We start from the raw sequence: 12677 nt of genomic DNA, 5'->3' as shown, positions 1-12677 counted from the left end.
ATGGATAAAAAAGAACGCTTAAAAAAACAGCTGGACTTTATTATGGAGATAGATAAAGTCAAGAATATTTTCCGACAGACATATCTTGCAGACGGAAAGCGGAAAGAGAATGATGCGGAGCATTCCTGGCATCTGGCGTTGATGGCGGTGCTTTTAAAGGAATATTCCAATGAGGAAGTGGATCTTTCGAAGGTGATTCCTATGGTACTGGCGCATGATCTGGTAGAAATCGATGCAGGTGATACCTATGCATATGATGAAAAAGGAGCGACAACCAAGGAATACAGGGAGAAGCAGGCAGCAGAACGGATCTATGGACTATTGCCGGAAGATCAGGGACAGTGGTTAAAAGCATTATGGGAGGAGTTTGAGGCTTACGAAACCCCGGAGGCGAAATTTGCCCATGTGCTAGATAATTGTCAGCCATTGTTTCTAAATGATGCTTCCAACGGAAAAAGCTGGGAAGAGCATCAGGTGAAGAAAAGTCAGATTTATAAGAGAAACCGGAAAACAGGAGAGGGTTCTGAAGTGATCTGGGAATATATGAAAGAACTCGTTGACAAACACATTGCCCTGGGGCATGTGATCGATGATGAAAAAGATGGGAGATGAAGTCTTGGAAGAATGCATGAAAGAACGTTATGGACTTGCGAAGGAACGGATCCGTGAGATCATAACAGAAGAAACCGTAAAAAAACCGTTTGGAGATTTTTTCAGAAACAGGGCAAAGTTTCTTTCCATGGCAGCAGATGTGATGGATGAGAGCGCAGCAGAGCTTACGATGGAGGTGTTGAAAGAGAGAAATCATTGCTTTTATCAGGATATCCTCCCGGAAAATTATGAAAGCAGCTATGGAAATCCGGCGTATGCAGTACAGCAGATGGGAGAATATGGAAAAGCCTTCAGTTTTCTGTATGCAGAGATCGCAGGAACTGTAGCTTATGCTCATGAGAAAAGGCTGTGGGATATGACTGTATCCATGGAACTGTTTCTAGAAGTATATTCTGCATTTTGTGAGGAAGAACTTCCGGAGGCGGCAACAGTGGAGGGAATTCTCCGTTCCTATGTAAATGATTACTGCCAGGATATGATGGAGCAGAGGATACGGGAAGGTGTAGATCCGGAGCTTGACTTTGCAGCAGATATCATCATGAATTCGGATCTTTCGGATCTGAGATATCTGTATCGCTATGGCGAGTTTGTTTCAGAGAATGAAACAGGAGTTGCAGAGTTTTTGAATTCCCTTTCTCAGGAAGAGATCGATAAGATGGCTTCTACCTATACAGAAGGCTATCGGATCGGATTTATCACCGGACGGAAGGATATCACAAAAAAGAAAACAGTAAATATCCGATATAGTCTTGGTTTTGAACGGATGGTAAAAGCAGCGATCCTCCAGTTTGAAAAAATGGGTCTGAAGCCGGTGATCTATCGCCATGCAACGCATGTGGTAAATAAGAGAGGCGCCGTGAGAGTAGGCTATACAGGCGGCGTTGCCAATCCGCAGTACGATTACGATCATCGTCAGGACAGTGCATTGTTCCTGGATGGGGATTTTGTTCAGCGAAAACTTCGTGCTATGCAGACCTCCTATGAGAAGTACAGAGAACTGGCAGAAGTACATGGCGGTCCGGCCTGCATTGATACATTTGGAGAAAATCCTTTCTCTCCGATAAGTAAACCGGAAGCTTATGCATTAAGCGAGACACAGCAGAAGCTTCAGACAGAACTTGACAATGAATCCGGACAGATCGTAAACCGATACATCAAAGGTGATGAGAGAAGTTTTACGATCATTGCATATCCGGTTCCTGAGATTGGTGGAAATTATGAGGAAATTTTCCGTGAGATCGTAAAGATCAATACATTGGATTACCATCTCTATCAGGAAATCCAGCAGACGATCATCAATACCCTGGATACCTGTGAGTGGGTGGAAGTCAAAGGACGTGGAGACAATGAGACGGATCTTCTGATTCATCTTCATGAACTGACAGATCCGGAGAAACAGACGAATTTTGAGAACTGTGTGGCAGATGTGAACATTCCGGTGGGCGAAGTCTTTACATCTCCGCAGCTGGCAGGCACAGGCGGAATCCTTCATGTGAAAAAAGTATATCTGAACGGTCTTCAGTTCCGGGATCTGAAGCTGGTATTTGACTGCGGCCAGGTTATTGATTACACCTGCTCGAATTTTAAAACCGAAGAAGAGAACCGGAAATATATTGAAGATAATATCCTCCACCACCATCCGAAGATCCCCATGGGAGAGTTTGCCATCGGTACAAATACCACAGCTTATGTGGCGGCGCTGAAATGCGGAATTGCGGATAAGCTTCCGATCCTGATCGCAGAAAAAATGGGACCGCATTTTGCTGTGGGCGATACCTGTTACAGCTGGGCAGAGGATACACCGGTATATAATCCGGATGGAAAAGAAATCATCGCCAGGGATAATGAGATTTCCGAGATGCGAAAGGATGACGTAAGCCTTGCTTATTATGGCTGTCATACAGATATTACCATTCCCTATGATGAGCTTGGAAGTATCCGTGTGATCGATGATGAGGGAGAAATGCTTTCCATTATCGAAAACGGAAGGTTTGTTCTTCCGGGAACAGAGGAATTAAACCGTCCTTTTGAGAATCTTCCATTAAATAATAATATAAGTTAATTAGTAAATTTACAGTTTTTCCGATCGTATTGACAGAAAGTGAGAATATACGTAGAATAACCATAACAATAGTCAAAGGACACAGGCTAATATTCAGTTAGTGTACCATGAAAGGAGAACACAATGGCAAAAGTAGGAATTGTAATGGGTAGTGATTCAGATATGCCGGTTATGAGCAAAGCAGCAGATATCCTGGAGAAACTGGGGATTGATTATGAAATGAAGATCATTTCCGCACACAGAGAACCGGATGTATTTTTCGAGTATGCAAAGACAGCAGAAGAAAAAGGCTTCAAAGTTATCATCGCAGGCGCAGGAATGGCAGCTCATCTTCCGGGAATGTGCGCAGCGATCTTTCCGATGCCGGTGATCGGTATTCCGATGCATACAACATCTCTGGGAGGAAGAGATTCCCTTTACTCAATCGTACAGATGCCAAGCGGTATCCCGGTTGCTACAGTAGCGATCAATGGTGGCGCCAATGCGGGACTTCTTGCTGCCAAGATACTTGCAACTTCCGACGCAGAGCTTCTTTCCAGACTGAAAGCCTACAGTCAGGATCTGAAGGAGCAGGTTGAGAAGAAAGACGCAAGGCTTCAGGAAGTTGGATACAAAAATTACTAAATAAATTTTTTACCATAAAAATAAAAAGGTGTTGTCATAAGGAGGACATTATGGATTACAAGACTTCAGGCGTAGATATTGAGGCAGGATACAAATCAGTAGAGCTGATGAAAAAGCACATTGCCAAGACAATGAGACCGGAGGTACTTGGAGGAATCGGTGGATTCTCAGGTGCATTTTCCATGGAGAAATTCAAAGATATGGAAGAGCCTACTCTGGTTTCCGGAACAGACGGATGTGGAACCAAGGTTAAGGTAGCCATGGTTATGGACAAGCATGATACCATCGGAATCGATGCTGTAGCCATGTGTGTAAATGATATTGCATGTGCAGGCGGCGAGCCATTGTTTTTCCTGGACTACATTGCCTGCGGCAAAAATTATCCGGAAAAGATCGCAGAGATCGTAAAAGGTGTTGCAGAGGGCTGTGTACAGTCTGAGGCAGCTCTGATCGGTGGTGAGACAGCAGAGCATCCTGGACTTATGCCGGAAGATGAGTACGACCTTGCCGGATTTGCAGTAGGAGTCGTTGACAAAAAAGATCTTCTTACAGGAGAGGCCCTGAAACCAGGAGATGTCCTGATCGGTATGGCTTCCACAGGAGTTCACAGCAATGGATTTTCTCTTGTACGTAAAGTATTTGACATGACAAAAGAGTCTCTGGATACTTATTATGAAGAGCTTGGAACAACTCTGGGAGAGGCACTGATCGCACCGACCAGAATCTATGTAAAAGCGCTGAAGAGCATCCGAGAGTCTGGCGTGAAGATCCATGCATGCAGCCATATCACAGGTGGTGGATTCTATGAGAATATCCCGCGTATGCTGAAAGAGGGAACCAGAGCTGTTGTCAAAAAAGACAGCTATCCGGTACTTCCGATCTTCAAGCTCCTTGCTGAAAAAGGAAATATTGATGAGCATATGATGTATAATACATATAATATGGGTCTTGGAATGATCCTGGCAGTAGATCCTGCAGATGTTGACAAAACAATGGAAGCTATCCGCAAAACCGGTGATAAGCCATATGTGGTAGGAACCATTGAAGAGGGAGAAAAGGGAGTGACCTTATGTTAAAGATTGGTGTTCTTGTTTCCGGTGGAGGAACAAATCTTCAGGCGATCCTGGATGCCATTGATGCAGGAGAGATCACAAATGCAAAAGTGGATATTGTGATCAGTAATAATGCCTCCGCTTATGCTCTGGAAAGAGCCAGAAAGCATGATATAGAGGCGGTATGCATCGCACCGAAAGACTATCCGGACCGAGAAGCTTTCCATAAAGCATTACTGGCGAAGCTTCAGGAAAAAGAGGTAGACCTGATTGTTCTTGCAGGATATCTGGTTGCGATCCCTCCGATGATGGTGGAAGCGTATCCCAACAAGATCATCAATATCCATCCATCTCTGATCCCGTCTTTCTGCGGAAAAGGTTTTTATGGACTTAAGGTCCATGATGCAGTTCTTGCAAGAGGCGTGAAAGTAACAGGCGCTACGGTTCATTTCGTAGATGCCGGAACGGATACAGGTCCGATCATTCTTCAGAAAGCAGTAAAGGTAAAAGACGGAGATACATCCAAGGAGCTTCAGAGACGTGTAATGGAAAAAGCAGAGTGGAAGATCCTTCCGGAAGCAATCAATCTTATCGCCAATGACAAGATCACAGTGACAGATGGAATTGTTTCTTTAAAGTAATCAGCAGACAGATGAAACAAAGGAGTAAACAGATGAAAGTATTAATCGTAGGAAGCGGCGGAAGAGAACATGCAATTGCATGGAGTGTTGCAAAAAGCCCGAAAGTTGACAAGATCTACTGTGCACCTGGAAATGCAGGAATCGCAGAGTATGCGGAATGTGCAGATATCGGAGCAATGGAATTTGAAAAACTGGCAGCCTTTGCCAAAGAAAAAGAGATCGATCTTACTATCGTGGGAATGGATGATCCTCTTGTGGGCGGAATCGTAGATGTATTTGAGGCAGAGGGACTGCGTGTGTTCGGACCGCGCAAAAATGCTGCTATTCTGGAAGGCTCCAAGGCTTTTTCCAAGGATCTTATGAAAAAATACGACATTCCTACAGCTGCTTATGAGAATTTTGATGATCCGGAAAAAGCTCTGGAATATTTAAGAACCGAGGCAAAATTCCCGATCGTTTTGAAGGCAGATGGTCTTGCTCTTGGAAAAGGTGTTCTGATCTGCCAGGATCTTGCAGAGGCAGAAGCTGGCGTAAAAGAGATCATGGAAGACAAAAAATTCGGAAATGCCGGAAATACCATGGTAATTGAAGAATTTATGACTGGCCGTGAGGTTTCCGTACTTTCTTTTGTAGATGGAAAGACGATCCGTACCATGACATCCGCGCAGGATCACAAGCGTGCGAAGGATGGGGATCAGGGACTGAATACAGGCGGAATGGGAACATTTTCTCCAAGTCCGTTCTATACTCCGGAAGTAGATGAATTCTGTAAGAAATATGTTTATCAGAAAACAGTAGATGCCATGGCAGCAGAGGGGCGTCCGTTTAAGGGAATCATTTTCTTCGGACTGATGCTTACTGCAGATGGCCCGAAGGTTCTGGAATATAATGCAAGATTTGGGGATCCGGAAGCACAGGTTGTTCTTCCGCGTATGGAGAATGATATCATTGAAGTAATGGAAGCCTGTGTAGACGGCAAACTTGATCAGATCGATCTGAAATTTGAGGACAATGCAGCAGTTTGTGTTGTTCTTGCAAGTGATGGATATCCGGTAAAATACGAAAAAGGTATCCCGATCCATGGATTTGAGAATTTTAAGGACAAAGACGGATACTACTGTTTCCATGCGGGAACCAAATTTAAAGATGGAGAGATCGTTACAAACGGTGGGCGTGTTCTTGGCATCACTGCCAAAGGAGAGACATTAAAAGAAGCCAGAAAGAATGCATATGCTGCTACAGAGTGGATCAGCTTTGCAAACAAGTATATGCGTCACGATATCGGAAAAGCTATCGACGAGGCTTAAGTTGGTCATTTTTCACAGGCACAGCTTGACGAAAACAGGGATTTCATTGTACAATAGTAACAACTATGAAACACAGTGAGTAGTTACGAACATGAAAAGCTGGATGCTGACAGGGCACAACAGGAACCAACCATTTTCCTTGATGAGGTGTCGCATCCAAGTGATGAGGCAGAGAGGACAGAAAAATGGGAATCAGTGTAGAAGAAGCAATCCATGAGCTCAGAAACAGGGAGGAAGTATTTGTTGCATATTCACAGGCAACCAGACTTCCATATGTGACCTGTGATGAAGAAACATTTAATGACCAGGCAAGGATTTTTGCCACAGAAGAAGAGATCAAAGAATATGGTAAACAGCTCCTTGAGGATAAGATCCTTCTTATGGGCATGAAATATGAGAAAAAAGACTATCCAAGACTGTATGGTACGCTGTACGCGATCGGAGTGAACAGTGTGATCTGGATCGACGGAGAAGAGAAGATCGAGATTGAGATCGGAAAGATCGCAAACCAGAGAGATATGAGTAAGATCGAGCCGTCAAAGAGACCGCTTCTGAACCCGTCTCTTGAACTTTCCGGAATCTATTTTATGCAGGAATTGCGTCGCCCGGTAAAACAGGAAGAGCATAAGAATATCCGTGAGTTGGAAGAAGAGCTGATAGCAAACCTGCGTAAGGCAGAATTCCTGATCGCGATCAATGCAGAGCAGGAAGAAGATGGAAAGCTCCATATTCCGTATCTGAAAAATAAAGAGGATAAGATCATGCAGCCTGTGTTTACAGATGTTATGGAATTTGAGAAATTTGGAAGAGGTAAGAATCTCCGTGTTGCGAAAGTGACTATAGACAAACTTCCGAGCCTGATGATTCCGCAGGCAAACGCTTATGTGGTAAATCCAATGGGATTTAATCTGGTTCTTAACAAAGAACAGATAGAGAAGATTGCAGGGATCAGTAAATAAAAACAAAAATCACAGCAGGCTGCCAGGATGAAACTGTGCAGCCTTTTGCTGTTGTAGAGGAGAGATTACCCTATGGTGATAGAAATCGATTTTAACAGTGATGAGGCAATCTATATGCAGATCACCAATCAGATCATAATGGGGATCGCTACATCAAGGCTTCATGAAGGGGATACTCTGCCTTCTGTACGGCAGCTTGCAAGCATTGCAGGAATCAATATGCATACTGTGAATAAGGCATATGCGCTGCTTCGTCAGGAAGGCTTTGTGACTATTGACAGGCGAAAGGGAGCGGTGATCTCCATAGATGCAGATAAGGTCAGAGCACTGGAAGAAATGAAACAGAATCTGACAGTAGCAATGGCATGGGGATGCTGTAAAAATGTAACAAGAGAAGAAGTCCATCAGCTGGTGGACGAGATTTTTGACGAGTATGACACAGACAGATAGGAGGAGACATCATGCAGGAACGATATACAAAACAGGCAGAGAATGTTCTTGCTCTGGCAAAAGAGGCAGCCAGCTCCTGCGGACATAGTTATATCGGCACGGAGCATCTGCTGGTCGGGCTTGTAGAAGAAAAGGAGGGCACAGCAGGAAGAGTTCTGGAGGAGTTTGGGATCCAGGCTGATAAAGCGATGGCTCTGATCGATAAACTGATCGCACCGCCGGGAAATACGGCTGTTTCACAGAAACCGGGATTCAGTCCGAGAACCAGAAGAGTTCTTGAGGGCGCATATGCAGAAGCAGAATCCATGCGTTTTGAGGAAGTCGGGACAGAACATATTCTGCTGGCAATGTTGAAAGAAACAGACTGTGTGGGTACCAGACTGCTGTACACAATGGGTGCCAATATCCAGAAGCTTTATGCGGCAGTGCTGACAGCTATGGGAATGGACAGCGATGCCATTGCGGAAGAATTCCAGGCTGTAAAAGCTTCAAAGGGAAGAAACAGCAGTGTAACACCAACTCTGGATCAGTATAGCCGAGATCTGACGGCCATGGCAGAAGAAGGTAAGCTGGATCCTGTAGTGGGAAGGGATAAAGAGATTGCCAGACTGATCCAGATCCTGAGCAGAAGAACAAAGAACAATCCCTGCCTGACTGGAGAGCCGGGAGTAGGAAAAACGGCTATTGTAGAGGGACTTGCACAGCGGATCGTCACAGGAATGGTACCGGATACTGTGAAGGATAAGCGGGTTGTAGTTCTGGATCTTTCCGGAATGGTCGCAGGAAGTAAATATCGCGGTGAGTTTGAAGAACGTATCCGAAATGTGATCGATGAGGTAAGCGAACAGCAGGGAATATTGCTCTTTATTGATGAGATCCATACGATCATCGGAGCAGGTGGAGCGGAAGGTGCACTGGATGCTTCCAATATCCTGAAACCGTCTCTTTCCCGTGGAGAGATCCAGCTGATCGGAGCAACGACACTGGAAGAATATCGGAAATACATTGAAAAGGATGCAGCGCTTGAACGGCGTTTTCAGCCTATCATCGTGGAAGAACCTACAGAAGAGGAGGCTGTTGAAATCCTGAAGGGGCTGCGCCCATATTATGAAAAACATCATGGTGTAGAGATTCTGGATGAGGCCCTTGAGGCGGCTGTAAAAATGTCCGTTCGTTATATCAATGACCGGTTTCTTCCGGATAAAGCCATTGACATTATTGATGAGGCAGCGTCGAAAGTACAACTGGCGGGATATCGTCCGTCTCCGAAAGCAGAAGCACTGGAAAGAGAGATCCACGATATTCTGAAACAAAAAGAACAGGCAGTCATAAATGCAGATCTTGAAGGTGCAAAAGCAGCACAGGCAAAGCAGAATGAGGCGGAAGCAGAATTGGAAAAGATCCGAAGAAAGGCGGAGCGGAAAAATCGGAAAAATCCACTTACAGTTGATGAAGAGGCAGTTGCCGGTATTGTGTCTGACTGGACAAAAATACCTGTACAGCGTCTGACAGAGGGGGAATCCCGTAGGCTTGCAAATTTGGAAAAGGTTCTGAAAAAACGTGTGATCGGACAGGATGAGGCAGTTTCTGCAGTTGCCCGTGCGGTAAAAAGGGGAAGAGTAGGATTAAAGGATCCCGCAAGGCCTATAGGTTCTTTCTTATTCCTGGGACCTACCGGAGTGGGAAAAACGGAGCTTTCCAAAGCGCTGGCGGAAGCTGTATTTGGAAGTGAGCAGGCAATGATCCGTGTAGATATGTCCGAATATATGGAAAAACATAGTGTTTCTAAAATGATCGGATCGCCGCCCGGATATGTAGGCTATGAAGAAGGTGGACAGCTCAGCGAAAAAGTGCGCAGAAATCCATACAGTGTCATTCTTTTTGACGAGATTGAAAAGGCTCATCCGGATGTGTTTAATATTCTTCTGCAGGTACTTGATGATGGTCATATTACAGATGCTCAAGGCAGAAAAGTGGATTTTAAGCAGACGATCATTATCATGACTTCCAACGCAGGTGCGCAGATGATCATGGAACCGAAACATCTTGGATTTATGTCCGGAGATACGGAAAAGCGTGATTATGAACGGATGAAGTCCGGAGTGATGGAAGAAGTGCGGCGGATGTTTAAACCGGAATTTCTGAACCGGATCGATGAGATCATGGTATTCCATTCTCTGAATAAAGAAAATATCAGGAAGATCGTTACTATTCTTTTGAAAAACCTGGAAAAACGCTGTCAGGAACAGCTGGATATCATACTGAAAGTTACCGGAGCAGCTAAAGATCTTATCGCAGATGCGGGCTTTGACAGTAAATACGGTGCAAGACCGCTGCGTCGTGCGATCCAGACAAAGATTGAGGATGAGATGGCAACAGAAATCCTTGAAGGTCGGATCAAAGCCGGTGATACCGTACAGGTGAAGGTCAAAGACAAGAAAATCTACTTTGAAGTAAAAGATGCGGAGAAAGCGTAAGAATTTTATTACTTTCTATAGCCAAAAAAACAGAAATAAGTTATAATTAACAAAATTAAAACTATACAACGAAAGATTTCAGGAGGACATAAGATCATGGCAGTGGTACAGGAATTGATCCGCACAGAAGATAATGGGACTATCAGTTTTGGAGATTATGAATTAAATCAGAAATCCAAATTGTCGGATTATCAGTATCAGGGAGATATGTATAAAGTAAAAACATATAAGGAGATCACCAAACTTGAGCGTAATGGAATGTTCGTATATGAGTCTGTTCCGGGAACCAGTGTGTTCCATCTTCAGCAGGATGGAACAGCAATGAGTTTTGAGGTTCAGGGCTTTGAGGATTCTCAGATTACTGTTGAACTTGAAGCTGAGACAGAGTATCAGGTATTTATTGATGATGTAAGTACAGGTACAATGACCACAAACCTGGGCGGCAAGCTTTCTTTCAGTGTTGAACTGGATGCGAACACCAAAGCAGAAGTTAAAATTGTAAAATGCTAAAAAATAAAAAAACGGTTTATTTCTGTCAGGAATGCGGGTATGAATCAGCCAAGTGGATGGGGCAGTGCCCGGCATGCAAGGCATGGAATACTTTTGTGGAGGAAACGGTTTCTTCCAAAAAATCTTCCTCAGGGAGTATTAAAACTACACAAAAGAAAACGGAGCCTGTAGTTCTGAAAGATATCAGTCTTTCTTCAGATGAACGTCAGAGCTGCGGAATCGGTGAACTTGATAGGGTGCTGGGAGGCGGAATCGTCCCCGGCTCCCTTGTTTTGGTAGGTGGAGATCCTGGTATTGGCAAGTCTACATTGTTGTTGCAGGTGTGCAGAAATTTATCTTCACAGGGGATTTCTGTTTTGTATATTTCTGGTGAGGAGTCTCTCAGACAGATCAAGCTCCGGGCAGATCGGCTTGGAACGTTTAATGATAAATTGAAACTGCTCTGTGAGACGAATCTTGAAAATATCCGGGAGATCATTGAGCGGACGAAACCAGATGTAGCTGTTGTGGATTCTATCCAGACGATGTTTCATGAAGATATTTCGTCTGCACCGGGAAGTGTTTCTCAGGTGAGGGAATCTACCAATGTATTGATGCAGATCGCTAAGGGTATGGGAGTGTCCATTTTTATCGTGGGTCATGTGACCAAGGAGGGAAATGTGGCAGGTCCTCGTGTACTGGAACATATGGTAGATACTGTGCTTTACTTTGAGGGAGACAGGCATGCTTCTTACCGGATCCTGCGTGCGGTGAAAAATCGTTTTGGTTCTACCAATGAAATTGGTGTTTTTGAGATGCAGAATTCCGGACTTGAAGAAGTGAAGAATCCTTCCGAGTTCCTTTTGAATGGAAGACCGGAGAATGCTTCGGGATCTGTTGTTGCATGTTCTATGGAGGGGACGAGACCGATTTTGGTGGAGATCCAGGCTCTGGTGTGTCAGAGTAATTTTGGAATTCCGAGAAGAACAGCAGTTGGTACGGATTTTAATCGTGTGAATCTTTTGATGGCGGTTCTGGAGAAGAAGGCGGGAGTTCATCTTGCTGCTTCGGATGCTTATGTGAATATTGCGGGTGGCATGAAGATGACAGAGCCGGCGATCGATCTGGGTATTTGTCTTGCTATTATTTCCAGTGCGAAGGAGATCGTGATCCCGGATTCTGTGATGGCGTTTGGTGAAATTGGTCTGAGTGGCGAGGTTCGTGCAGTGAGTATGGCCGGACAGCGTGTGCAGGAAGCGAAAAAGCTTGGGTTTGAGACGGTGATACTTCCTGAGGTGAACCGGACGGCTACAGAGAGTATTAAAGGAATTAAATTGGTTTATGTGGCTGGGATCCGGGATGCGATTTCTTTTATCAGAGGGTTATGAGTTTCTGGCAGGTTATTTTGAATAGGATCATGTGGTCAGCCGCTGTATGGTTTGTACGGCGGCTGTGTTTGGGTTAATAGATAAAAAAACATAGATGTAAGGGAAAGGCTGGTGTTGGTTATGGGTATTGGTAATATTGGAAATATTGGAAATATGATGAAGGTTATGAATGCATGGAATACATTTAAACAGAATCATCCGAAGTTTCCGGCATTTTGTAGTGCGGTTTCCCGGCGTGGGATTCGTGAGGGGAGCATTCTTGAGGTGACGTATATTAGCCCTGAGGGTGAGAAGCTGACTACGAATATTAAAGTGCAGGCCAGCGATCTTGAGTTGCTGAGAGAACTTTCTGGTGGTAATTGAGTTGAGCAGATAGCGAATGTTGATTATATATTGTATAGGTCTGTTTGACGGGTGTTTTGGTTCCGGTGTCTGGCAGTGTTGGAACTGCCGGGTGCCGTTTTTTTTGTTGGGATGGAGAGGGACGCCAGAGGGAGGTGGCATCGGTCCGGGGAGTGGATGCAGGCGGGGGTGTTTTTGCGGTTTTGTGGGGTGGATGGAGAGGGACGCCAGAGGAAGGTGGCATCGCTCCGGGCAGGGACTCCGTCGGGGGATA

The 12677-nt window shown here is 44.7% G+C and carries 12 protein-coding genes; all 12 read left to right on the top strand.

Annotation, left to right across the window (positions count from 1 at the left end; all coding sequences use genetic code 11):
* Entirely contained in the window at nt 1–612 is a 612-nt protein-coding gene (locus tag NE671_RS13685) for an HD domain-containing protein (RefSeq protein ID WP_021650961.1), read from the top strand.
* The gene (locus NE671_RS13680; protein WP_418414864.1) at nt 593–2674 is read left to right on the top strand and encodes an aminopeptidase; all 2082 of its coding nucleotides are present in this window, start codon (nt 593–595) and stop codon (nt 2672–2674) included. Before NE671_RS13685 ends, NE671_RS13680 begins: the two co-directional genes overlap by 20 nt.
* 123 nt (nt 2675–2797) lie before the next feature.
* On the top strand, nt 2798–3298 hold the full coding sequence (purE, locus tag NE671_RS13675) for a 5-(carboxyamino)imidazole ribonucleotide mutase (RefSeq protein ID WP_015525905.1): 501 nt from the start codon (nt 2798–2800) through the stop codon (nt 3296–3298).
* Between the two features lie 50 nt (nt 3299–3348).
* The gene (gene purM, locus NE671_RS13670; protein ID WP_173740908.1) at nt 3349–4374 is read left to right on the top strand and encodes a phosphoribosylformylglycinamidine cyclo-ligase; all 1026 of its coding nucleotides are present in this window, start codon (nt 3349–3351) and stop codon (nt 4372–4374) included.
* A complete protein-coding gene (gene purN, locus NE671_RS13665) occupies nt 4368–4991 on the top strand; it encodes a phosphoribosylglycinamide formyltransferase (protein ID WP_015525907.1) in 624 nt (207 codons plus the stop codon). The genes purM and purN overlap by 7 nt, the downstream gene beginning before the upstream one ends.
* 32 nt (nt 4992–5023) lie before the next feature.
* Entirely contained in the window at nt 5024–6298 is a 1275-nt protein-coding gene (gene purD / locus NE671_RS13660) for a phosphoribosylamine--glycine ligase (RefSeq protein WP_022426209.1), read from the top strand.
* A gap of 185 nt (nt 6299–6483) precedes the next feature.
* Entirely contained in the window at nt 6484–7257 is a 774-nt protein-coding gene (locus NE671_RS13655; RefSeq protein ID WP_015525910.1) for an SseB family protein, read from the top strand.
* A gap of 72 nt (nt 7258–7329) precedes the next feature.
* Nucleotides 7330–7707, top strand: a complete 378-nt coding sequence (locus tag NE671_RS13650) for a GntR family transcriptional regulator (protein ID WP_015525911.1) — start codon at nt 7330–7332, stop codon at nt 7705–7707.
* Nucleotides 7708–7718: 11 nt separating this feature from the next.
* Nucleotides 7719–10184 carry an ATP-dependent Clp protease ATP-binding subunit gene (locus tag NE671_RS13645; protein ID WP_195274347.1) on the top strand — a complete coding sequence of 822 codons (2466 nt, stop codon included), beginning with the start codon at nt 7719–7721 and terminating at the stop codon, nt 10182–10184.
* Nucleotides 10185–10280: 96 nt separating this feature from the next.
* A complete protein-coding gene (locus tag NE671_RS13640) occupies nt 10281–10694 on the top strand; it encodes a hypothetical protein (RefSeq protein ID WP_015525913.1) in 414 nt (137 codons plus the stop codon).
* Nucleotides 10688–12061, top strand: a complete 1374-nt coding sequence (radA, locus tag NE671_RS13635; RefSeq protein WP_021650957.1) for a DNA repair protein RadA — start codon at nt 10688–10690, stop codon at nt 12059–12061. The genes NE671_RS13640 and radA overlap by 7 nt, the downstream gene beginning before the upstream one ends.
* A gap of 120 nt (nt 12062–12181) precedes the next feature.
* On the top strand, nt 12182–12424 hold the full coding sequence (locus NE671_RS13630) for a hypothetical protein (RefSeq protein ID WP_015525915.1): 243 nt from the start codon (nt 12182–12184) through the stop codon (nt 12422–12424).
* Nucleotides 12425–12677 lie beyond the last annotated feature (253 nt).

Origin of the sequence: Blautia sp. DFI.9.10 (genome assembly GCF_024461705.1) — a bacterium.
Taxonomy (GTDB): domain Bacteria; phylum Bacillota; class Clostridia; order Lachnospirales; family Lachnospiraceae; genus Blautia_A; species Blautia_A fusiformis.
Note: the sequence above shows the minus strand (reverse complement) of the source record. Positions and strands in the feature narration are given on the sequence as shown.

What these genes read in the sequence shown, in the direction of transcription:
- NE671_RS13685 (WP_021650961.1), top strand. Translation starts at nt 1, where the DNA reads ATGGATAAAAAAGAACGCTTAAAAAAACAGCTGGACTTTATTATGGAG.
- NE671_RS13680 (WP_418414864.1), top strand. Translation starts at nt 593, where the DNA reads ATGAAAAAGATGGGAGATGAAGTCTTGGAAGAATGCATGAAAGAACGT.
- purE (WP_015525905.1), top strand. Translation starts at nt 2,798, where the DNA reads ATGGCAAAAGTAGGAATTGTAATGGGTAGTGATTCAGATATGCCGGTT.
- purM (WP_173740908.1), top strand. Translation starts at nt 3,349, where the DNA reads ATGGATTACAAGACTTCAGGCGTAGATATTGAGGCAGGATACAAATCA.
- purN (WP_015525907.1), top strand. Translation starts at nt 4,368, where the DNA reads ATGTTAAAGATTGGTGTTCTTGTTTCCGGTGGAGGAACAAATCTTCAG.
- purD (WP_022426209.1), top strand. Translation starts at nt 5,024, where the DNA reads ATGAAAGTATTAATCGTAGGAAGCGGCGGAAGAGAACATGCAATTGCA.
- NE671_RS13655 (WP_015525910.1), top strand. Translation starts at nt 6,484, where the DNA reads ATGGGAATCAGTGTAGAAGAAGCAATCCATGAGCTCAGAAACAGGGAG.
- NE671_RS13650 (WP_015525911.1), top strand. Translation starts at nt 7,330, where the DNA reads ATGGTGATAGAAATCGATTTTAACAGTGATGAGGCAATCTATATGCAG.
- NE671_RS13645 (WP_195274347.1), top strand. Translation starts at nt 7,719, where the DNA reads ATGCAGGAACGATATACAAAACAGGCAGAGAATGTTCTTGCTCTGGCA.
- NE671_RS13640 (WP_015525913.1), top strand. Translation starts at nt 10,281, where the DNA reads ATGGCAGTGGTACAGGAATTGATCCGCACAGAAGATAATGGGACTATC.
- radA (WP_021650957.1), top strand. Translation starts at nt 10,688, where the DNA reads ATGCTAAAAAATAAAAAAACGGTTTATTTCTGTCAGGAATGCGGGTAT.
- NE671_RS13630 (WP_015525915.1), top strand. Translation starts at nt 12,182, where the DNA reads ATGGGTATTGGTAATATTGGAAATATTGGAAATATGATGAAGGTTATG.